Consider the following 21,914-nt stretch of genomic DNA (forward strand, 5'->3'; position numbering starts at 1 on the left):
CTTTCGGTGGTGCTGTCGGTGATCCACACGCGCGCATCGGTGTTGTCGTCGTTGGCATCACCCGGTTCGCCGTCACCTAAAAACCTTGTGACATTATCTCGACTAATAAAAGGTGTGGAAAATGAAATATCACTAGTAGCTGGGGTTGTTTCAAATCCAGCTTCAGGCTGAGCCAACATACCGCTCAACTCAACGATGGGCTGCCTATCAAATCCTATATTGTCAGCTGTTTCTTCGGTTACAGTTTCACCCGCCTCTGTAGCCGGAAGCTTTTCCAATTCCTCTGCTGTGAGGTCTGTTTCTTCTCCAGCCTGTGAAGCTGGGAGAACCAAATCAGGATCTACGCCATCTGCCAGAGCTTGCTGAATTCGCTCAATATCAAGATCTTCTGAAGAAGCCTCAACAAACTGGGCAACCGCATTCAGGGAAAGCAAAACCTCTTGGTTATTGCTCAGCTCCAAGCTGTGTCGATTGGTCAGCTGTATCGCGACGGCACCATTTGAGCCAGCTTGGATAATTTCATCCCGATGAACAGCATCGCCTACCTTTAGCGCCCTCTGCTCGCCATCTGGAGAAATTGCAATCACATTACCTGTAGCTAATGTAACTTTACCCACAACTACTTCGATGATGCTGTCCATTCCGTCAAATCCCGTTTCTGCGCGGTAACCTTCCAGGGTTATCCGTTATTTAAAGTTTTTGGCTTTAATTCTATTAATGCCGGCTTAACGCTCAGAGAACGCTAGCTGTTTCGCCCGTAATACGGGTTTTAGCAAATAATCTAATAATGATTTTTTACCCGTCAGGATGTCGACCGTGGTCACCATCCCGGCGAGTATTGGGCGACTTTGCTCAAGTTCGCCCAGATAACTTTTTTTGGTTTTTATTCGCGCAATATAAAAGCTCTCACCCTCTTCATCTGAAATGGTGTCTGCACTGATATGGGTGAGCTCACCATCAATACCACCATAAATTGTGAAGTCGTAAGCGGTAAAACGTACGGTTGCTTTCTGACCAGGATGAAGAAACGCAATATCTTCCGGCCGGATACGAGCTTCTACTTCAAGGGTGTCGTCTACCGGAATAAGTTCCATCATGCTCATACCGGGCTGAACCACACCACCTTCAGTATTCACAAGAATCTGCTTTACTACCCCTTTCATAGGAGCCCTAACGCGCGTTCTTTCTACCTGATCCGCAACTGCAACATCTTTGGCTGATAACTCTTGTAGTTGAGCCAACACCTCATTCATCTCAGCTCTGGCCTTATTGCTGAATGCAAATTCAACCTCACGAATTCTCTGTCGCGTTTCCTGTTGCTGAGCCTGAATGCGCTCAAAGGCTTCTATGGCTATCTGTTTTTCACCTTGGGTATCACTCACTTGCCTTTCGAGCCTGAGAACTTCAACTCGTGATACAGCGCCCTCAACTTCTAACTCTTTGGAGAGCTTGAACTCTTCATCCAACAATAGACGTCGACGCTCCAATAATCTTTTTTGAGCGCCAGTTTCTTCCAGTTGCTGCTGCTGTTGGTTTAATTGCTGTTCAATAACTCCCAATGTACTGGCCAATTCCAGTTGGCGACTAGCAAACAACTCCAGCTCCCGTTGTGCCAGTTCAGGTACATTATCCAACAGCGTTTTTGGCATAACCGGCTCAACACCTTCAATCTCTGCCTTCAGGCGTACCATTTTGGCTTCAAGAGCAAACTGATTGGCAAACTGCCCTTCTCTTGCAGCTGCAAACCGGGTGTCATCCATAATCAATAACACCTGCCCCTGCTCAACCAGATCTCCCTCATCAACAAGAATGTCTTTGACTATGCCGCCTTCCAGATTCTGTACATCCTGAACTTGACTGGATGGAATAACCTTGCCCATCCCTCTGGTGATTTCATCAATCTCGCACCAGGCAGCCCAAACAATAAACAACACAATTGAGAGAAGGGTCAGGTATGTTAGAGGGCGGCTGCCACGGGAAATAGAAGCAATTTCCTCGGAGGTAGCCGCATGCCAGGAATCATTTTGCCGGCTGATTGTCATATCAGTTCACAACCTCCGCTCTTTTCTTTGAAGCAGGAGGTTTTTCTGGAAGGGCAGACATGCGCGCAAGCATATCCCGGGCTGGGCCTTGCGCTTTTATCTCTCCTTGATCAAAAACAATAATGCTATCCATAGCAACCAGCAGATTCATTTTGTGAGTCACAAGAACCACCGTAATACCATGAAGCTGTTTCAGTAATTGAAGGAAACGAGCTTCGGCCTGACTATCCATTGCGCTGGTTGGTTCATCCATAAGCAATACATCGGGGCGAGTGACCAGTGCCCGCGCCAACCCAACAGCTTGAGCCTGCCCACCCGACAGATTGCGACCACCTTCACCAACCTGAAAGTCAAGCCCGGCACTACCAACCTGCACAATTCCTGCCAACCCGGATTTTTCCAAGGCCTCCAAAATGTCACTGTCGCTTAAACCTGAACGCCCCATAGTAATGTTTTCACGCAAAGAAGTGTTAAACAGTTCACTTTTTTGGGGTACATAGCCTATACGTTTGCGCAACCACTCCGGATTCAGTTGCCTTAAGTCGATATTGTTGAGCGAAACATGACCTTCACCAGCTTCCTGAAGTCCCGAAAGCAACTGCAAAAAAGTCGTCTTCCCTGACCCCATTCGTCCTAAAACTGCCAATTTTTGTCCTGAAGGTATTTCAAGGCTTATGTTTTTGATAAGTGTTGGGCTTTCTGGATAAGCAAAAGAAACATTATTCACAAGCCAACTACCAACAAATTCTTCCGGTTCCAAAAGTTGTCGGCCAGCAGGATACTCTTGGGGTAAGCTCATAATTGCACCGGCATGACCCATAGCCTGTACGGCTTTTTCATACTGGTTTAATAAACTGATAACCTGAGAAACCGGAGCGCCACATCGTCCAGAGATCATCATCATAGCAATCAAGCCACCCATGGATAAATCACCACTGCTGATCAAATACACACCGAAGATCACTAGCGCAATAGTATTCAATTGAAGAAAAAATGTGGCCGACTGGGTTGAGGCTGCCTGCAACTTACGGATCGTGAGGCTGGAATCCGCTACCTCCCTGTTTAAATCACTCCAGCGCTGTTGATTCTGTTGCTCAACATTGCATGACTTTATAGAAACCAAACCGATTAATAGCTCCATTAAAAAGTTCTGTCGCCGGGAAGAAGCCTCCTGCTGATGAGCAATCACAGTTTGAAGAGGCCGGTTTAATACCCATGCAACAAGCAGTGATAAGGCAATGCAGGTCACAGGAATCATAACCATCCAGCCACCAATCCAGGCCACAAGCCCCAGAAAAAGAACAACAAAAGGAAGGTCGATAAACGCCATAACAGACGTTGAAGTGATAAAAGTACGGATACTGTCGAACTCGGCAAGGCTGTTCATCAGCGTTCCCGTACTTCCAGGCCGAGCTGAAAGCTTTAATCCAAGTAGTCTATCAATTAAGCGGGAAGAGAGAGTGAGATCAATCTGTCGACCAGCAAGGTCAACATAACGAGTACGTAGAAGACGGATAACAAACTCAAGAGTGAAGGCCAGAACGACACCAGCCGCCAGCATCCACAAAGTTTCGTAGGCCTGATTGGGTACAACACGGTCGTACACATTCATCACAAAAAGCGGGGACACCAAAGCGAACAGGTTGACTAGAAAACTAGCAACCAACACATCCCGATAAACACGCCAATAGGGAATAACAGCCTGCCAAAACCAGGAATATGATGACTTTCCCATCGACGCAGACATGCCACTACTTTCAGGCATAAATCCCCTCACCTATTGTATTTTTTGCATCCGCTTTATTTAACGCTTAACTATTATTTACTCTCACATTGGGTAACTGTATTTGATAGCAATGTGAACTACAACACACTCCAATCACTACAAGACTACTGACTTTTACATTATAGTGAGCAAATAGTAAGGACGCTCTTGCTTTAAAAAAGACTACCAGATATCTGTCGCTTAAGACTGACAAAACCTGACCATTTACTCCGCTCTTACTAGCACAGTAAGCTGATACCCAACCCCTCTGGCAGCTTTTATAAATTCAACTTCTGAATACTCTGCTTTCAGCTTCTTTCTCAATCGACTGACGATCGCTTCAAGTCGCCGCTCGTCATAATTTATATAATCCTGCCCCAAAGCCTCAGACAAAGTTCGCCTTGAAACTGGCTGAAGCCCTTCCCTGACCAAAACCTTTAGAACAGTTCCTTCGGCCGCAGTTAATCCAACAGCCTGCCCATTTGGAAGAATGAGCTGGCGACCTGACTGTTTCAGAACAGTACTTTTTTCGAAGCTGTCAGGTGGTACATTTAACTCTCGTTCAGCACTAATACGACGACGGATGCTCTCCATCACCGCATTGAGTTCCGATACATTCACCGGTTTTGTTAGATAAACATCTGCACCACGCTCAAAACCCTCAATACGATCAGACAATGCCCCCCGAGCTGTTAACATTACAACCCCGAGGCCTGGCATGCCTTTTAGCTTTTCTGCAACCGACAAGCCATCTTCATCTGGCAAGCCAAGATCGAGAACTAACATATCCAGGGGAGGCTTGTTATCCAGAAACCTCCAAAAATTGCCAGCATCCGAAAATGAAGAAACACTATGCCCGTGATGGGTGAGCAGGAATTCAAGTTCGAAGCGCAAATCTTGGTTGTCTTCAACAACAGCGATATTCATTCCCTATTCCCTCCAGAGACACTTTTAAAAAACTCACATCGAAAACAAGCGCCACCCAACCGGGATTCCAAACACTGGAGGCGTCCTTCGTGGCGCTGCACAACCTGCTGGGAAATATACAAACCAAGCCCAAGACCTGGCTTGCCACTATGTTCACCAGCCCGAAAAAACTTCTCAAAAACCTTCTCACGCTGCTCTTTAGGAATACCTTGCCCCTGATCTTCTACCTGCCAGAAAATCTTCCCAGGTTTGCTACCGGTAGATACAAAAATCTTTTTATCGCCCGAGTACTTCAAAGCGTTTTCAACCAGATTAAAAAAAGTCAGCTTTAAAGCGGCTTTGTTACCCTTAATGGACAACCCGTTTTCAGGGTTGCCCAGTTCGATGCGACCTCTCTGGTCAACAGGAAATTCACTGATAACTTTTTTACTGATTTCAGTTAAATCAACAACATCGTCCGGTTGCCAGATTCCCCCATTTATATCGTCTTTTTTAAGCCCTAATTCCAGAAGTGTTGCCATACGCTTTACAGCACTCTGTATTCGGCTGTAACGAGTTAGCCGGAACTCATCTGGCTCACCATCTAAGACACGTAGCGACTGTACCGACATATCAACCACTGCAAGTGGTGTTCTAATTTCATGGGTAATCATGGATAGAAAACGAGACTGTTCTTCACGAATCTCTCTTTCTCTTTCTACCTCAGCATTGACTCTGTCAGCATTTTCCAGTGCCCATTTTCGCTCTTGTAGTAAATCCTTCACTCTAAACAACAGCGCCACTTGAAGAATACCAATCTGCAGAACACCGGCCTGTGTCTGCCCAAAAATGCTGAATAGGGATGGTGGGAGCCACCCTCCGACAAAAAGCTGGTTGGGTATTAAGAACAAAGCATGAGGAAGAAAAGCAATACCCAAAAGCTTTTGACTGCCTGTCTGTCCATTACAAATCAGCCTCCAGACTGGAATCAGAGTCAGTACTGTGACTGTTATCCCCAGCGGGGTCATAACCTCAGTAACATAACTGTATGCATTCCCACCAACCACTCCACTAACAATCTGAGCAATAGCAACGATGAACAATGCGTAATATAGATAACACAGCCACCAGTCTTTCTTTTTATCCACAAATAGTTGTAAGAAAAAGAGGTACGCAAACAACCAGCTGAAACCAAGACTGATACTTAATGGTCTGGCAGTAAGATATTGCCATCCACTCCAGTAAAAACTGGAAATAATGCCAGCGCCTTCCAGCAATCCAAAAAAACCAAAGCCAATATATCCAGCAAAAAGCCCGTATAACCCAACCTTTGTTATCCACCAGCAAACACAGTTAAAGACGAAAACAAAAACCATTGCGCCAATGATAAGCCCTATACGAAAACTGTTTTTTTCACTTTTCTGCAAAAACGTATCTGGTGCCATAAACACCGGTAGCATTGCCAGAGTTGTTGCAGTTTCTACGCGCATATAAAGAGAAGAAGTTCCAGAGGGAATATCCAACAGTGTTTGAAGCGCATCAGGAACTACATATCCGGAGTTGCCATAATCACGGCGCCCAATGCTTTTGTTTATCAGGATCTTTCCATCCTGCTCTAACCAGAGCTCAACGGAATCAAGGTAACTGGGATTTACTTTTAAAACCCACTCAGATCGGGCATGCTGCTTACGAACAATGGGTAAACGGAACCATACCGTTTCTCGGGTATATCCGAGAGCAGGGTAAGCATCTATGTTTTGGAAGTAATCATTTGCCTTTCGAATGTCATCAATTTTGAGCAAGCTTTGAGGATCTCTCAAAAGCTGAATCCGATCCTTAGCCGGATACTCAAACTGATCCCCAAGTTCAACAACCTGGTTTACATTACTTTGCGCAAAAGCCGTACTGGTACAAACAAGAAACACCCAGAATTTCAGGGTATATAACAGACCTTTCAGGCCATTACCACTCATACTCTTCCCATAGGGTTTTTATTTATTCGAGGGATAGTGTGGAATTATCGATTAATTATCAACTTTCATTTCATCTTCAACCACGCCAGCGCCACAGAAAGGGCATCGCCCTTTGCCGTATGTCGATCAAAAACAGGAACCCCAAGTTCTGTGCAGATTGTTTCAAACCTAAGATCCGTAACGCCTTCCGGATTTTTGTTTAAAACCCATCGATAATAGGCATGCGATAATTCCAAAGCCAGATTGGGAAATTTAAATCCATAATATTTTTTGCAATATCGATTAATAATCAACTGATCAAATCGAATATTAAACCCCAACAATGGCCGCCTTCCTAAAAATTTCAACAACTCACCTAACGCACGCTCAGGATCCATTGCACTTTCAAGATCTTTACTTCTAATTTGGTGTATGGGAACCGAATCTGGATCCAGCCGTCCAAAGGGTTTTACTTTTATAACCAGCGACTCACCGGGAAATACCTTTCCTTGCCTGACAGGTACTGCTGCGATTTCAAGAATCTCCGCCGTTTCTGTATCAAGACTGCTTGTTTCAAGATCAAGACTGACATATTCCTGAACGCCCAATGGTGGGAACAACTCTGAAAATATCGCCTTGTTGCGAGCCTGCATACCATACCAGCGATATCGCAAACCGTCGGGGATCAATGCGTCCACTATCAACTACCCTCCCAGGTGAAAATGATGCTGAAGGTATTGGTGGAATTTCTTTACCGTATGCAGACAGTGACGAAGCATATCTCTGCGCCGGTAATCCAGCTTCTCAAGATCAAGCTCATTACCATCGCAAATACCCGCAACCTGCTGCTCAAGTCGCAAGCGGTTTAATACTAAAAACGCTTCTTCCAACCGGGACGCAAGATCTGCATCTATCTGTCCATTTTCTTTCAAAGCAGCAACACGTTCAATGGTTGATAACTCAGAAATCCGACCCTCCAGAGCAAGAGTTCGAACACCATGAACAAGGGGAAAGATGCCCGCCTTTTTAATATCCATACGGTGATCCTTCCCTTCCTTAATACGGCCGAAAAAGGTAAGTCGAGTATCAAACTGAAGTGCGGGAGCTACAAATGTTGCAAGGAAAGATTCACGGTGCCCAAGGGTTTTGTGCAAGCCTTCTCGAAACTCATCAAGCAGTCTTGTATTGCCTGCCACAGTCCGGGCATCGACCATCATGGCCATTTCCATCATATGTTCAGGTGAAGCATTATCTATCCAGCCTATAATCCGTTGTTGCCACTGGGATTGTGTTATTACCCAGTGGGGGTTACAGACCATCACTTCACCCTTACACCTTGGCCAGCCGCAGGCGATCAATAATTCAGTAAAACTTTCCAGAAGACTTTGAGGAGGTAATACACAACCATCAGCAACAATCAGTGCATTATCCTGATCGGTCTTTATAACTTGCTCACCACGCCCCTCACTCCCCAGAGAAAGCAAAGCGATTTGGTTATGAAGCTCTTCAGGGAAATGCAGTTCGAAAAGTCGTTTCAATAACTGGTCGTTAAGAGTCGATACCAGCTTCATGACAAAACCGGTTCGCACACCGTTGCTAAACAAACTGCGAGCCTGCTGCTCAATTTCCGGAGATAAGTGAATTAACTCAGCAATATGACTTGCTCTGGCAATACGCATAGCCAGAAGGTGCGAATGATTGGATGCCAAGGCCAGAATACGGGTTAGATCAAGAAAACCAACCAGTTCATCTTCCATAAATACAGCAACTCGCTCAATACGCCTCTGGGTCATGACCAGCAGTGCATCAAACAAATACTCACCTATGGAGATCTTGACCAGAGGCGCAACAGCCACTCTTCCAATACGAGTTTCTAAAGGCAGTTGTTCTATGGCAACCGCCCGCAAAAGGTCTGTGCGGGTAACAATACCGAGCCTGGCATTAGGATGGGCATCCACACTGGATTCTTCCAAATCCACCAACAAAGCTTCAAGGTGCTCTTCCTCAAGAATCCTGACTGCATCAGAAAGTGGAGTGTAACAGGATAGTGTTTTGGCTGGCGTACAATGATGACGTTCAATACGACTCAGTAGAAAGTCTGCCATTGCCGGGCGACTTTCAGAATCCAAGCGTTGATACTTTTCTCCAAGGTTGGCCTGTAAAGCTCCTTCAAATAGAGAGTTTTGTTTGCAAATATCGAGAAAAAGCCCGCTTGGGATTTCCTGAATCAGCGCTTCTTCTAAACAAATATATTCATGCTTAGCACCACCATTCAGTAGAGCTGGCGCATCAAACAAATCATCTTCAGCATAATGGGCATAGATTTTTTGTTTATCAGTTGCCGAGCGCTCTTCAATGACCCCACGTTGGACAATCATCAACGACTCCGGCTTGCTGCCTGCACGAATTAACTTTTCTCCAGGGCGAAACCAGCTCAGGCTTGCTGAACGAATAACTGCCGCTCGCTGTTCATCCAATAGCAAATCAAACGGCGGTTGATAAAAACGTTGTTCATAACTGGTAGTACGGTTTTCTGTCTGGCGACTCACAGTATCCACAATTACCCCCTTATCAACTGCTTCTATTTTTTTAAATGAAAAAGAGCCCCGAAGGGCTCTTTTCAACTACAACGATTAACGAGCCCTATCAGGAAACGCTGGCAGGTTCACCTGTCGCGTCATTAACACTTGCACCAGCAACACCACGGCTGCTTGGCACACGAATATCTTCTACCAGATCCTGAATCTCCTTGGGTGGAGCAGCAGTCAGATGACAAACCACCAGAGAAATAGCAAAGTTCAGCAGCATACCTACAGTACCAATACCTTCTGGGGACACACCAAACAACCAGCTTTCGGCATTGTTAGCACCTGGGTTCACAAACTTGAAATACACGATATAACTGAAGGTAAATACCAGACCAACAATCATGCCAGTGACTGCACCTTCTTTATTCATGCGCTTATAGAAAATACCCATCAGAATGGCTGGGAAGAACGAAGCGGCCGCAAGACCAAAGGCAAATGCTACAACCTGTGCCACAAACGCTGGCGGATAAATACCAAACAGACCGGCAATAACAATCGCCACTGCAGCAGCCGCACGGGCAGCCAGAAGCTCTTGCTTATCAGAAATATTCGGCATCAGGTTACGCTTAAGCAAGTCGTGAGAAATGGACGTTGATATAACCAGCAACAGCCCCGCCGCAGTAGACAATGCCGCCGCCAGACCACCCGCTGCAACCAGAGCAATCACCCAACCAGGAAGTTGTGCAATTTCTGGATTCGCCAGCACCATAATGTCCCGGTCAACATACAGCTCATTGTTGTTAGCTGTATCATTGTTGGACACCAGACGTTCACCATTGGCACCACGTTCATCAGTAAACTTGGGCTTGCCTTCTATAGGCTTGCCTGGGTGATACTGAATCTTGCCGTCGTTATTTTTGTCCGTCCACGCGATCAGGCCAGAGTTTTCCCAGTTAGAGAACCACTCAGGAAGATCCTTGTACGACGCCTCACTCACAGTATTCAACAGGTTGATACGAGCAAAACTGGCTACGGCAGGAGCCGTTGTGTACAGAATGGCGATAAACAGCAATGCATAACCGGCTGATTTCCGTGCATCGCGAACGGTCGGGGTAGTAAAGAAGCGCACAATAACGTGGGGCAGGCCCGCAGTACCAACCATCAATGCCATGGTGATAAAGAACATATCAACAGTGGACTTACTGCCATCGGTATACTGGGCAAAGCCAAGCTCTGCAGACAAACCGTTAAGCTTTTCAAGCACCGAGGTATTGGTTCCCACCACATCGGAACCAAAACCCAACTGAGGAATCGGGTTTCCGGTAATCATCATGGAGATAAAAATCGCTGGCACCATAAAGGCAAAGATCATCACGCAGTACTGGGCCACCTGTGTATAAGTAATACCTTTCATGCCACCGAGTACGGCATAAAAGAACACGATCCCCATACCGATCATAACGCCAAGGTTAATATCCACTTCCAAATAACGGGAGAAGACAATACCTACACCACGCATCTGCCCGGCCACATAAGTGAACGAGATGAAGATAACGCAGACAACAGCCACAACCCGAGCTAATTGTGAGTAGTAACGTTCACCCACAAAATCAGGCACAGTAAACTTACCAAACTTACGCAGGTAAGGTGCGAGGCACATAGCCAGCAGTACGTAACCACCAGTCCAGCCCATCAGGTATACAGCACCATCACGGCCAACAAACGAGATAATTCCCGCCATAGAGATAAACGACGCGGCCGACATCCAGTCCGCCCCCGTCGCCATACCGTTGGCAATAGGATGAACCCCGCCACCGGCCACATAGTATTCACCGGTTGAACCAGCGCGAGTGCGAATAGCAATGCCAATATATAAAGCAAAGGACAAACCAATAAACAGGTAGGTAAGCGTTTGAGTATCCATATTTACGCCCCCTTCTCGTCAACATTGTATTTTTGATCCAGACGATTCATCTGCCATACATAAACAAATATCAAAGCCACAAAGGTGTAGATAGAACCCTGCTGGGCAAACCAGAAGCCCAATGGGAATCCACCGACTACGATTTTGTCCAACTCATCAACAAAGAGAATTCCGCAACCGAACGACACTGCAAACCAGACGCAAAGCAGTGTGAGTAATACGCGAAGATTTTCTTTCCAGTAAGCAGCGGCTGCCGCTTTACCATCACTCATAGGGGATACTCCCGCATTTGTTATTTTTATTAGTGCCGGGGATACACTATCAATCGTCTATACCTTCGTCTCTTAGACTTTGGGATAAGAGGCACAACAGAGTGAACGATGAATTACAGCTCGGGAGAATCCATTATCATGTCAGAGTAGAGATTATGAAATTACGCACCAGGAACCAGTACGCCCTGATTCATCGCTCATGTTGACATCAGGCTTGACGTCTTCGCTCTGGTCAACCTCGTATCTAAACTCCCTTATCGCGTCTTCTACCCCTGAAACCCAGCAGTCAGGCCCAGCACGATGCGCAGGGGAAAGTTTCAAGCATGATGACGTGACTTCCAGAAGCTTTTCGACAGCTTCGGGCTGAGGATTATTTTTAAGAACAGAATTATTCAAGGCCAGATTTTCAGTAGTAAAAAAAGAGAGAAGACTCTGGAATGCTTCCTCTTTTATTTGCCAGATCGGCACCTTGGATTGCCCGACCAAAATACAAAGAAGAACATGGCCGAACGCAAATGACTCTGACTGGGGCGTGAATGATGTTTCCCTAATATACAACTCTGGAGCTACAATTCCCTCATGATACTTTTCAAAATTTATTCGCGCAACGCAACTGGCAGACGTTCTCGCTTTACCAAAGTCCGCAATGACAGCAGTGTTATCTGATGTGACCAAAATATTTTTGTGAAACAGATCGCAATGCAGAATTCCATTATCAACCACCAGGTATTTAAGTCCTCTAGCGATATCCCTGCTGATAAACAACATATCCTTAGTGGAATATTTAACCGAGCTTAGGCGAATATTATCTTCGACCAGGTCACTCAGGCAGCAATGATAAAATGGCATGGCAAGAAATGCCCCCTGAAAGTTTTCAATAAAACCATGAACCGTAACAATATTTGGATGGTAGAGGTTGCTGAGCATATCCCATTCGTTACGAAGATCTGTTAAGGCCTCCTCACTCTCCTCTTTCTTTCTGGCTGTGGCCTTTTTCAATGCTACAAACTTTGGCAGACGCTCTCCAGATACAGGATAAGGTGTGGTTCGGTAAGAAGTGGATACAAGCGGCTCCAAAATGCGAGTTCTGACTTTATAAACCGTTCCCACTCGGCCATATCCTACCGGGCAACCACTGGTTTGATGGCGGGCAATCAGTTCTTCCATAGAGGTTTCCGATAGCCGAAGAACTGAGACACTCCGACCAAAACCAAATAGCCGCCCAACTTTCTGCCCCCAACTAAGCTCTCGAGTGGCGCTATATGGCTGACAATGCTGCCTGCGTGCCCTATTCATAATTCACCCTTGAAAGCATATGGGCCAGTTAAGACAGTAATAGAATCAAGAGAATCCAAAAGCTGTGCAGTTCCTCTAACACTTCCGTTAGTGGATTTGACTGTACCCACAACCACTGGCACCCTGTTTCCATCACAACAACAATAAACCGGCCCATGAACTACCGGATTATTATCACTGAAGATCACCCTCTGTTTCGCAGCGCATTGCGTACTGCCTTGTCTCAAGGGCTGGGTGATACTTCTCTTTCTGAAGCAAGTAGCTTTGATGAGCTGCAAAGCCTGCTGGAAAACACTGAAGCTCCTGATCTTATTCTTCTGGATTTACAAATCCCCGGCGCCCATGGATTTTCTGCCCTCATTTATTTGAGAAGCCACCACCCGGAAATCCCTGTTGCGGTGATTTCTGCCCGTGAAGAAGCCAGTGTGATTCATCAGTCTTTAAAACACGGAGCCTGTGGTTTTATCCCCAAATCATCACCACTGGACACCCTTACCTCTGCAGTAAGTAGAGTACTTGAAGGTGATGTGTGGACTCCTGCAGATATAGAGCCCACTCCGGAACAAGACGATACAGACCAGGATCAGCTCAACGAAAAAATCGCCTCACTGACACCGCAACAATTTAAAGTACTGGGAATGTTACGTGATGGCTTGCGCAACAAACAGATTGCCTGGGAGCTGCAAGTTTCTGAAGCTTGCATCAAAGCCCATGTCACAGCCATATTTCGTAAGCTTGGGATTAATAACCGAACTCAGGCAGTTATAGCTCTGCAGCAGATGGAGTTTGAAGCTGAGCCTGACCTGAAATAGCTAGGGGCGTTCTAACTCCATGAATCGACTCATATATGCACGAAGGGTGGCCGGTTTCACTGGCTTTGGCATAAAACCCAATTCTTCTGAACGCAATTGCGCCTTAAGTTGAGGTGAAGCATCAGCAGAAATAATAATGGCTGGCAGCTCATACTCCATTTGGTCTCTGATGGCATAAACGCAGTCCAACCCTTTAGCGCCATCATCCAAGTGATAATCTGCAAGAATAATATCCGGTTTAAAGGATTCCAGTTTCTGCAGCACTTCATTCCTGTTAGTTGCCGTTTCTACATAACAACCCCAGCGTTGCAGAAGCGCCTTTTGCCCTTCCAGAATCATAGGGTCGTTATCAATACAGAACACATGAACACCGGCAAGCTTATTGGATGCAACAAAAGGCGTTACCGAACGCACCAGCCTTGGTGAGATTTCACTGGTTGGAACAGTGATATGAAACACTGAACCCTGACCGGGTACAGAATGCAAACCCAGTTCATGGTTTAACACCCCAGCAATTCCCCGCGCTATTGCCAACCCCAACCCTAAACCCTGTGCATCACTATGATCCAATCGTTGAAAAGCCCGGAAAGCACTCTCCTGTTGCTGGGCAGGAATTCCCGGCCCATTATCACGAACTTCTATCCGCAACCCTCCCCCCGACCGCCGACATACCAGCAGAACTGTTCCACCTTTGGCGTAGCGGAATGCATTAGCGAGGAAGTTCTGCAGCACCCGCCTTAATAAGGTTCGGTCACTTTTCACAACCCTGGCATTTCCCACCAGGCGAAATGTCACCTGATACTTGTCTGCCATAACGCCATATTCATTCTTCAAGGGCTGGAGCAGATCATCGATAGAAAAGGATTCTATATGGCGGGAAACTCTTCCAGTTTCCAGACGGGATAATTCCTGTAAATCTTTCAGCAGGTCTTCTGCCGACTGCAGTGAACTATCAAGCTGCCCAGCTAACTCTCCAACACGCCCTTCCCTGAATTCATCTACCAAGGTGGCAGTAAACAAGCGTGCGGCATGCATGGGCTGCATTAAGTCATGACTTATTGCAGCAAAGAAACGGCTGCGTGCACCATTGGCCTGTTCGGCCTGTTGTTTTGCTTTCAACAAATCCTGATTTAAAACTTCCAGCTCCTGAGTACGCTCTTGAACCCGTAATTCCAGCTCTTCATTCACCGCTTTCAACTGATTTTCCACACCACGGAAGCTGGTGATGTCGGTAAAGCTCATAACAAAACCGCCACCAGGCATAGGGTTGCCCTGGATCTGGATAACGGTTCCGTTGTTATAGGTGCGCTCTGATCGATGAGCTGTACCGCTCTGCATCCACTTCACCCGTTTACGCACATGTTCCTCAATACTTCCCGGGCCACACAAACCCCGCTCGGCATTAAAGCGAATCAATTCAGAAATATGCCTCCCTATACAAACCAAACCCTCGGGGTAGTCGAACATTTCCAAATATTGCTGATTCCAGGCCACCAGCCGGAGATCCTGATCAATAACACTCAATCCCTGCTCAATATTTTCAATAGAACTTTGCAGAAGCTCCCTATTAAAAGTGAGCACCGACGACGCCTCATCAACAATGCTTTCTACATCAGTCAAATCCATGCGGTGCCCATCCAAAGCACTGCGCATAACAATGCGGGCAGAAGAAGCGCCAAGAACACTGGACAACAAACGCTCGGTCATCGCCAGCAGGATGGGAGAAGCCTTACGCTGTCGGAACATCCAGGTTTGCTCCTCACCGGCTTGCGCCTCGAAAGCTTCCCGGGCTTTGTCTTCTCCAACAAACCGGGCCGCCAGTTGCTCAAGCTCATCAACCCGAACATTGGAAACAGGCAAGTCGCTCTGCCCAAGAGCACGCACATCCATAAAACGCCCAGCCTGATGACGTTCCTGCAAACGGGGTACAAAAAACAGAGAGCCAAACCAATAGCAAACGACATTCACCAATAAGCTCATGAGCATGCCAGCTTCCTGCACATTATCAGGAGCGACTGTTTTTAGAGTGGAAATAATCGGCAATTCCAACCCAGCAGCAGGAAGAACCAATAAAACAAGCCAGCTCAAACCTCCGGCAAAAATACCAAAGACAACACCATTGCGATTACTGTTTCGCCACACCAGGCCACCAATCAAACCTGGTGCCAATTGAGCCAATGCGGTAAATGACATAAACCCTAAAGCGGCAAGAGACTGTCCATCAATAATTCTCGAGAATCCCCAAGCGAGCAAAAGAATCGCGACAATCAGCCCACGCCGTATATTCAGCAGCAGGCCACGCAGCTCTTTAAAAGAAGAGTCCGGTAATCGTTTGCCCTTCAGCAATAAAGGCACAATAACTTCATTACCCAGCATGATTGCCAGAGCAATAACAGACACAATCACCATACCGATAGCCGCAGACACACCACCGATATACGCCAGAACCGCCAGACTGAAATAACCCATTCCCATCGGCAGGCTGATAACAAAAGTATCGGGAGACACTCCCGGAGCCAATATCTGTTTACCCAGCATAGAAACCGGCAAGACAAACAGGCACATCAACAGCAAGTAAACAGGGAAAATTTTACGGGCTGTCTGGAAATGTTTCACATCGGTATTTTCAACCACTGTAACGTGAAATTGGCGAGGCAGGCAGAAATAAGCAGCCATGGATATGAGAGTCATAACAGAAAGGCTGAACCAGTCACTGTTTTCTGGCGCACTCAATGTTTGGGTTTCACTGATAAGCCCGGTCCACCCCTGGGGCGCCTGCCAGATAACAAATACCCCAACTGCAAGAAATGCCAGAAGTTTGAGAATGGATTCAACAGCCACCGCCAGCATCACGCCATGATGATGTTCGGTTGTATCGAGATGGCGGGTACCAAAAAGAATACTGAAGCCTGCCAGTGCAAAAGTTACAAGCAAAGCTGTATCACCAGAGACTATTTGACTGGCCGTGGCACCACCAAAGAAATAGAGTTGATCGGCTGACAACAGGCTGTAACCCATAAGAATCGCCTTCAATTGCAAGGCGATGTAAGGAATCACTCCAAACGCAGCCACAACTGTGGCAACCACGGCAACTAATCTCGAACGCCCATATCGGGCAGCCAAAAAGTCGGCAATTGATGTGATATTTTCCTGCTTACCAATCAGGATCATTCTTGCCTGCAATCGCCACATAAACAGCATCACAACAATCGGAGCAAGATAGATGGGGATAAACGACCATGGAGATATGGCAGCCTGACCAACGGCACCGAAAAAAGTCCAGGAAGTGCAATAAACAGCCAGGGTCAAACTATAAACAAGTGGCTGCCAGCGACCTTTACGAAAGCGGTCGTGATTATCACCATACCAGGCAACAGCAAACAGCCCCCCGGCGTAGATCAGTGATACCAGAATAATCAGCCAGCCATTCATAATGCATCCATATCATTATTCTTCTAGAATGGATGTTCGCCAATTTTCAGGTATCAGGCAATGGTTTAGACCAAGGTCTAATGGCCTAGTTATGCGACAAAAGTAAGAATCCACATCGTGCTTTTGATAAATCAGCTAAATAAAAATTTTAATACCGCTTTTAACAGCGGAGCTGAAAAATAATAAAAATACAGGAGTGACCCATGAGCACCCCCGATAATAAAGATCAGGCGCCTTCGTTGTTTCCGGTTGACCCTCAGCTCGCGACTGAAGCTTTGGTTGACGATACCAAGTACCGCCAGATGTATCAGCAGTCTATCGTGAACCCTCAGGGTTTCTGGCGCGAACACGGTCAGCGTATTGATTGGTTTACTCCTTTCACAAAAGTAAAAAACGTATCTTTTGATGACCACCATGTTGATATCAAATGGTTCGAAGATGGCACGACCAATGTGTCCCATAACTGCCTGGATCGCCATCTGGAAACCCGCCGGGACCAAGTAGCTATTTACTGGGAAGGTGATGAACCCGGAGAGCAGCGGGAAGTAACTTACGGTGAACTTCATGAAGAGGTGTGCAGGTTTGCCAATGCCCTGAAATCTCAGGGCGTTCGTCAGGGTGATATTGTTGCGATCTACATGCCCATGGTCGTTGAAGCGACTGTGGCCATGCTGGCCTGTACCCGTATCGGTGCCATTCACTCTATTGTTTTTGCGGGTTTCTCACCAGAAGCTCTTGCGGGGCGGATTATCGACAGTAACGCCAAACTGGTCATCACTGCCGACGAAGGTGTACGTGGTGGCAAGAAAATCCCCCTGAAAGCCAATGTTGATGAAGCGCTGACTCACCCGGATATCCGTTCTATTGAAAAGGTGATTGTTTACAAGCGCACCGGAGCGGATATCCCCTGGCACAATCATCGTGATGTGTGGTGGCATGAACTGCAGCAAATTTCTTCGCCTCACTGCCAGGCTCGAGAGATGAATGCTGAAGACCCTCTGTTTATCCTCTACACCTCGGGCTCCACCGGCAAACCAAAAGGTGTTCTACACACCACCGGCGGCTATCTTGTTTACGCTTCCATGACTCATCAGTACCTGTTCGATTATCGGGATGGTGAAGTGTTCTGGTGTAACGCCGATGTCGGCTGGGTGACAGGTCATACCTATGTTGTTTACGGCCCACTCTGCAATGGCGCCAGCATTGTTATGCATGAAGGTCTGCCAAACTATCCAACAGTGAACCGGGTCAGCCAGATTATTGATAAGTACAATGTTAATATTCTCTACATTGCTCCAACCGCTATCCGTGCACTGATGGCGTATGGTGATGAAGCTGTAGAAGGCACCAGCCGTAAGAGCCTGCGCTTACTGGGAACTGTCGGCGAGCCTATTAACCCTCAGGCATGGCACTGGTATCACCAAACAGTTGGTGAAGGTCGCTGCCCTATTGTTGACACCTGGTGGCAGACAGAAACCGGTGCAGCCATGATCACACCTTTGCCTGGTGCAACTGCCCTGAAACCCGGTTCAGCCACCCGCCCATTCTTCGGCGTACTGCCAGCACTGGTGGATAATATGGGCAATATTGTTGATGGCCCAGCGGAAGGCAACCTTGTGATTCTTGATAGCTGGCCCGGTCAAGCTCGTACTGTTTATGGTGACCATGAACGGTTTGTGCAGACTTACTTCACTACCTTCAAAGGCATGTACACTACTGGTGACGGCGCCCGCAGGGATGAAGACGGCTACTACTGGATCACCGGCCGGGTTGATGATGTGATCAACGTTTCCGGTCACCGTATGGGAACGGCTGAAATCGAGAGTGCCATGGTAGCTCACCATGATGTGGCGGAAGCCGCAGTTGTCGGTTACCCCCATGATATCAAAGGTCAGGGTATTTACGTGTACGTCACCCTGAATAAAGATGTAGATTACTCCTTCGAACTGGCAACTGATCTCAAGAAATGGGTTCGCCACGAGATTGGGCCAATCGCCACACCGGATGTGATTCAGAATGCTCCCGGGTTACCCAAGACCCGCTCAGGAAAAATTATGCGTCGCATCCTGCGCAAGATTGCCGCTGGTGAATGTGAAAGTCTTGGAGATACCTCAACACTGGCGGATCCCGGTGTTGTTGATCAGCTGATTGCTGATCGGGTAGAGGTCAGCGCCTGACGGTAGCTGATATAGTAACGCTCGAACGGCTTTACAAGGCTGTTCGGGCGTTTTTATTTTTAACCTCCCAAAGATTGGCTAGTCATGTCTACACCATCAACAAAGATCGCTGCAGAATTATTGATATAGTCATTTCGGCAACTGGCAGGAAGGTACTTTTCCGGAACCTTCAAATCAGCACTGTTATGATATCCACAGTGCCAGAGCCGGAGTTTTTGATCGGAATGGCAAACGTCTGGGTACTGCCAGCAAAACTACAGGTAAAACCGCTGATTTTTATGAAGCCAAATACAAGGTGTTTATGGAGCTTTATGAAGACCAGCGAAAGTATAAATCTATGATGTCTGTTTAATCTATCGTTCATCATTACCAAAACAACAAATCACGCCCCTTAAGGCATACGCACTTTCCACCTCTCCAAACCATACCTCAGTTAAGTTTATTTGACCTATAACAAGGTAGCACTGAGAGCAGACAGATAGCATGTCTGGCATAAATGTGACTATTGAACTCACATAACCTGGAAACTGATATGCCTATCTCTTCGTACTCTTTTCGACCGTACCTTTCTCAACCTGTGCCCAGCGTTTGTCACGTTCCTGATTAGCAGGCCATTCAACACATTTCGCATAACTGCGCAGCTCACACCGTTTCACCTTTGGTCGTGCTGCGAATAAAAATTCGATTTACGAATGGATGAAACATGTCTCGTTTTTTTCCCAGGATTATTCCTGCTCTTATTGTCGCCTTGAGTTTTTCTGTTCAAGCACAGCAAAGCCTATTCACTGAAACGCTCACGCCAGAGCAAGTCGCATCACATCTTGACCAGGATGGATGGACTATTGTCGACACTCGCCTTAATGATGCTTTTAACGGCTGGAAACTGGACGGCATTGAGCGGGGAGGTCACATACCAGGCGCAACTGATTTCTCTGCCAACTGGCTTAAAGTCGATAATGACGATCTCGAAACAGAGTTGAGCCAAATTCTTGAGAACAAAGGTTTATCCATAGAGCAGCATGTTGTTTTGTACGACGCAAACGGTGACGATGCTGAACAAGTGGCTGAGTACCTGAAACAGAAAGGTTTTAAAAACCTGTATCGATTCGACTTTAACGAATGGGCGAATGATGCTGATCGCCCTCTGGTGAAATTCACCAATTATCAGGACATTGTTCCTGCTGTAGTCGTTAAAGACGTTCTCGACGGCAAGCGCCCGGAAACTTTTGAGAATGCGGAAACCATAAAAATGGTAGAAGCCAGCTGGGGTAAAGAGAAAACCGCTTACCGTAAAGGCCATATTCCCACGGCTTTTCATGTGAATACAGACATCATTGAACCACCTTCCAACTCAAAACCTCTGATGTGGATGCTGGCCGATGATCAGGTACTCACCAAGTTCGCCACCGACTTTGGTTTCACTAAAGACGACACCATTATTGTGAGCAGCGATGAAGGCACAGCCGCTTATCGCTTAGCCATGGTTTTAGAGTATCTGGGAGTCAAAGACGTCCGTATTCTGAACGGTGGCACTCTGGCCTGGACAATGGCTGGATATGATTTAGAAACCCAAAGCCATAAACCAACTCCGGTAGAAAGCTTTGGCGCTGCTACACCAAGCCGCCCCGAAGTCTTCACCACAATGGAGTATGTACAAAACAACATCAACCAAAATGACGACTTTGTGCTGGTAGATAATCGCACGATGGATGAACATCTGGGCAAAACCTCTGGTTACACCTACCACGACAAAAAAGGTCGTATTCCAGGTTCTGTATTTGGTTATGCGGGCACTAGTGATTCCTACGGTATGGAGTATTTTCGAAATCCCGATAAAACCATGCGTAACCCAGACGAATTCCTGTCCTTATGGCAGCAACAGGGTATTGATACCAGTAAACATCTGGCTTTTATGTGCGGAAGCGGTTGGCGAGCAGCAGAAATCTACTACTATGCAAATGTTGCGGGTCTTAACAACATCAGCGTATTCAGTGATGGTTGGATAGGTTGGAGTAACGCAGGTCTGCCATCGGAATCTGGCCCTGTAAACTCACACTTTGTTCAGTAGTAGAATGGTCAAACTCTTCAACCATAAGTGCCTTAATCGTATGATTTGGACACTGGCAGGTTTAGCACTGATAGCCTGTGGAATACTAGAATACCAAGCCCAATATCGGGCTGGTGTGATGCGCCATCTTTATTACCGGAAGATGGAACACCTTGTGGGAACATACTCGCCAGAGCTTCTTCCCGTTCATTCGGCTTTTGCCATTATGGTTTTTGCTTACACACTTTATCTTTGGAGAGCCGGGCAAACGGGCCGATCATGCTCACTGATGGTAGCAGCCGGTTTTCTTTTGCTTGCACTGCATACACCGCTCTTGCAAGAGCTCTACACCTATACCTATGTTCTATACAGCTTAGAGATTGCTCTTGCAGTGTTGTGCATCTCGTCTATTGCCAGTGATTGTGTGAAATACGTCCGTAAACAGTAAGAGTTTGTGCAACAGGTAGAGTAAATATCCCCTACCCCGTAAAGATGTATTACGGGGAATTTTTCAAATTACTTAAGATTTTGCTCTCTCTGAGCTCTGATCAGAAGAGCCTTCGTTTTTATCTGGAACTGGTTTTGATATTCGACCAGAGTCAAGTGCATCTGCAATCGTGGACTGATGCGCCTGATCCATCCCGGAAAAATAATAGGCACCCCATTAGCTAATGAGGTTAAGCAACCACCAGAGCCGCTCCCATAAGCTACTGAGAACAATTGCTTCCAAACCGCGCAGCGGGAGCATCTGGATAATTCCT

General features: G+C 46.7%; 15 protein-coding genes. 4 read left to right on the forward strand and 11 right to left on the reverse strand.

Annotated features, from left to right (window positions below; genetic code table 11):
* The 10 genes from QMA35_RS13750 to QMA35_RS13795 form a co-directional block, all read right to left on the reverse strand.
* The coding region (locus QMA35_RS13750; protein WP_281647726.1) for a retention module-containing protein at positions 1-641 on the reverse strand (641 nt) is incomplete at its 3' end.
* An 84-nt stretch (positions 642-725) separates the two neighbouring features.
* Positions 726-2,042 carry an HlyD family type I secretion periplasmic adaptor subunit gene (locus QMA35_RS13755; RefSeq protein WP_281647727.1) on the reverse strand — a complete coding sequence of 439 codons (1,317 nt, stop codon included), beginning with the start codon at positions 2,040-2,042 and terminating at the stop codon, positions 726-728.
* Position 2,043: 1 nt separating this feature from the next.
* Positions 2,044-3,807, reverse strand: coding sequence for an ATP-binding cassette domain-containing protein (locus tag QMA35_RS13760; RefSeq protein ID WP_281647728.1), 1,764 nt, complete (start codon positions 3,805-3,807; stop codon positions 2,044-2,046).
* A 225-nt stretch (positions 3,808-4,032) separates the two neighbouring features.
* Entirely contained in the window at positions 4,033-4,734 is a 702-nt protein-coding gene (locus QMA35_RS13765) for a response regulator transcription factor (RefSeq protein ID WP_281647729.1), read from the reverse strand.
* On the reverse strand, positions 4,731-6,686 hold the full coding sequence (locus QMA35_RS13770; protein ID WP_281647730.1) for a sensor histidine kinase: 1,956 nt from the start codon (positions 6,684-6,686) through the stop codon (positions 4,731-4,733). The genes QMA35_RS13765 and QMA35_RS13770 overlap by 4 nt, the downstream gene beginning before the upstream one ends.
* A gap of 65 nt (positions 6,687-6,751) precedes the next feature.
* The gene (locus tag QMA35_RS13775) at positions 6,752-7,363 is read right to left on the reverse strand and encodes a 3'-5' exonuclease (protein WP_281647731.1); all 612 of its coding nucleotides are present in this window, start codon (positions 7,361-7,363) and stop codon (positions 6,752-6,754) included.
* A 6-nt stretch (positions 7,364-7,369) separates the two neighbouring features.
* On the reverse strand, positions 7,370-9,223 hold the full coding sequence (locus QMA35_RS13780) for a DUF294 nucleotidyltransferase-like domain-containing protein (protein ID WP_281647732.1): 1,854 nt from the start codon (positions 9,221-9,223) through the stop codon (positions 7,370-7,372).
* A gap of 88 nt (positions 9,224-9,311) precedes the next feature.
* The gene (locus QMA35_RS13785; protein WP_281647733.1) at positions 9,312-11,117 is read right to left on the reverse strand and encodes a sodium:solute symporter family protein; all 1,806 of its coding nucleotides are present in this window, start codon (positions 11,115-11,117) and stop codon (positions 9,312-9,314) included.
* A 2-nt stretch (positions 11,118-11,119) separates the two neighbouring features.
* Positions 11,120-11,389 carry a DUF4212 domain-containing protein gene (locus tag QMA35_RS13790; RefSeq protein WP_281647734.1) on the reverse strand — a complete coding sequence of 90 codons (270 nt, stop codon included), beginning with the start codon at positions 11,387-11,389 and terminating at the stop codon, positions 11,120-11,122.
* Between the two features lie 153 nt (positions 11,390-11,542).
* Entirely contained in the window at positions 11,543-12,685 is a 1,143-nt protein-coding gene (locus QMA35_RS13795) for a protein kinase family protein (RefSeq protein WP_281647735.1), read from the reverse strand.
* Between the two features lie 155 nt (positions 12,686-12,840).
* Between QMA35_RS13795 and QMA35_RS13800 the strand changes: the two genes are divergently transcribed.
* Entirely contained in the window at positions 12,841-13,497 is a 657-nt protein-coding gene (locus tag QMA35_RS13800) for a response regulator transcription factor (RefSeq protein WP_281647736.1), read from the forward strand.
* Here the strand turns inward: QMA35_RS13800 and QMA35_RS13805 are convergent, their stop codons facing one another.
* Positions 13,498-16,929, reverse strand: coding sequence for a PAS domain-containing hybrid sensor histidine kinase/response regulator (locus QMA35_RS13805; protein ID WP_281647737.1), 3,432 nt, complete (start codon positions 16,927-16,929; stop codon positions 13,498-13,500).
* A gap of 203 nt (positions 16,930-17,132) precedes the next feature.
* Between QMA35_RS13805 and acs the strand changes: the two genes are divergently transcribed.
* From acs to QMA35_RS13820, 3 genes are all read left to right on the forward strand, one after another.
* A complete protein-coding gene (gene acs / locus QMA35_RS13810) occupies positions 17,133-19,106 on the forward strand; it encodes an acetate--CoA ligase (protein ID WP_281647738.1) in 1,974 nt (657 codons plus the stop codon).
* A gap of 703 nt (positions 19,107-19,809) precedes the next feature.
* Complete coding sequence (locus QMA35_RS13815) at positions 19,810-21,174, forward strand: rhodanese-like domain-containing protein (RefSeq protein WP_281647739.1); 1,365 nt, start codon at positions 19,810-19,812, stop codon at positions 21,172-21,174.
* A gap of 40 nt (positions 21,175-21,214) precedes the next feature.
* Complete coding sequence (locus QMA35_RS13820; RefSeq protein WP_281647740.1) at positions 21,215-21,601, forward strand: hypothetical protein; 387 nt, start codon at positions 21,215-21,217, stop codon at positions 21,599-21,601.
* Positions 21,602-21,914 lie beyond the last annotated feature (313 nt).

It is taken from the genome of Parendozoicomonas sp. Alg238-R29 (assembly GCF_947331445.1).
Lineage (GTDB): Bacteria > Pseudomonadota > Gammaproteobacteria > Pseudomonadales > Endozoicomonadaceae > Sansalvadorimonas.

Coding starts and splice junctions, on each gene's coding strand:
- QMA35_RS13755 (WP_281647727.1), bottom strand. CDS start 2,042: ATGACAATCAGCCGGCAAAATGATTCCTGGCATGCGGCTACCTCCGAG.
- QMA35_RS13760 (WP_281647728.1), bottom strand. CDS start 3,807: ATGCCTGAAAGTAGTGGCATGTCTGCGTCGATGGGAAAGTCATCATAT.
- QMA35_RS13765 (WP_281647729.1), bottom strand. CDS start 4,734: ATGAATATCGCTGTTGTTGAAGACAACCAAGATTTGCGCTTCGAACTT.
- QMA35_RS13770 (WP_281647730.1), bottom strand. CDS start 6,686: ATGAGTGGTAATGGCCTGAAAGGTCTGTTATATACCCTGAAATTCTGG.
- QMA35_RS13785 (WP_281647733.1), bottom strand. CDS start 11,117: ATGGATACTCAAACGCTTACCTACCTGTTTATTGGTTTGTCCTTTGCT.
- QMA35_RS13790 (WP_281647734.1), bottom strand. CDS start 11,389: ATGAGTGATGGTAAAGCGGCAGCCGCTGCTTACTGGAAAGAAAATCTT.
- QMA35_RS13795 (WP_281647735.1), bottom strand. CDS start 12,685: ATGAATAGGGCACGCAGGCAGCATTGTCAGCCATATAGCGCCACTCGA.
- QMA35_RS13800 (WP_281647736.1), top strand. CDS start 12,841: ATGAACTACCGGATTATTATCACTGAAGATCACCCTCTGTTTCGCAGC.
- QMA35_RS13805 (WP_281647737.1), bottom strand. CDS start 16,929: ATGAATGGCTGGCTGATTATTCTGGTATCACTGATCTACGCCGGGGGG.
- acs (WP_281647738.1), top strand. CDS start 17,133: ATGAGCACCCCCGATAATAAAGATCAGGCGCCTTCGTTGTTTCCGGTT.
- QMA35_RS13815 (WP_281647739.1), top strand. CDS start 19,810: ATGTCTCGTTTTTTTCCCAGGATTATTCCTGCTCTTATTGTCGCCTTG.
- QMA35_RS13820 (WP_281647740.1), top strand. CDS start 21,215: ATGATTTGGACACTGGCAGGTTTAGCACTGATAGCCTGTGGAATACTA.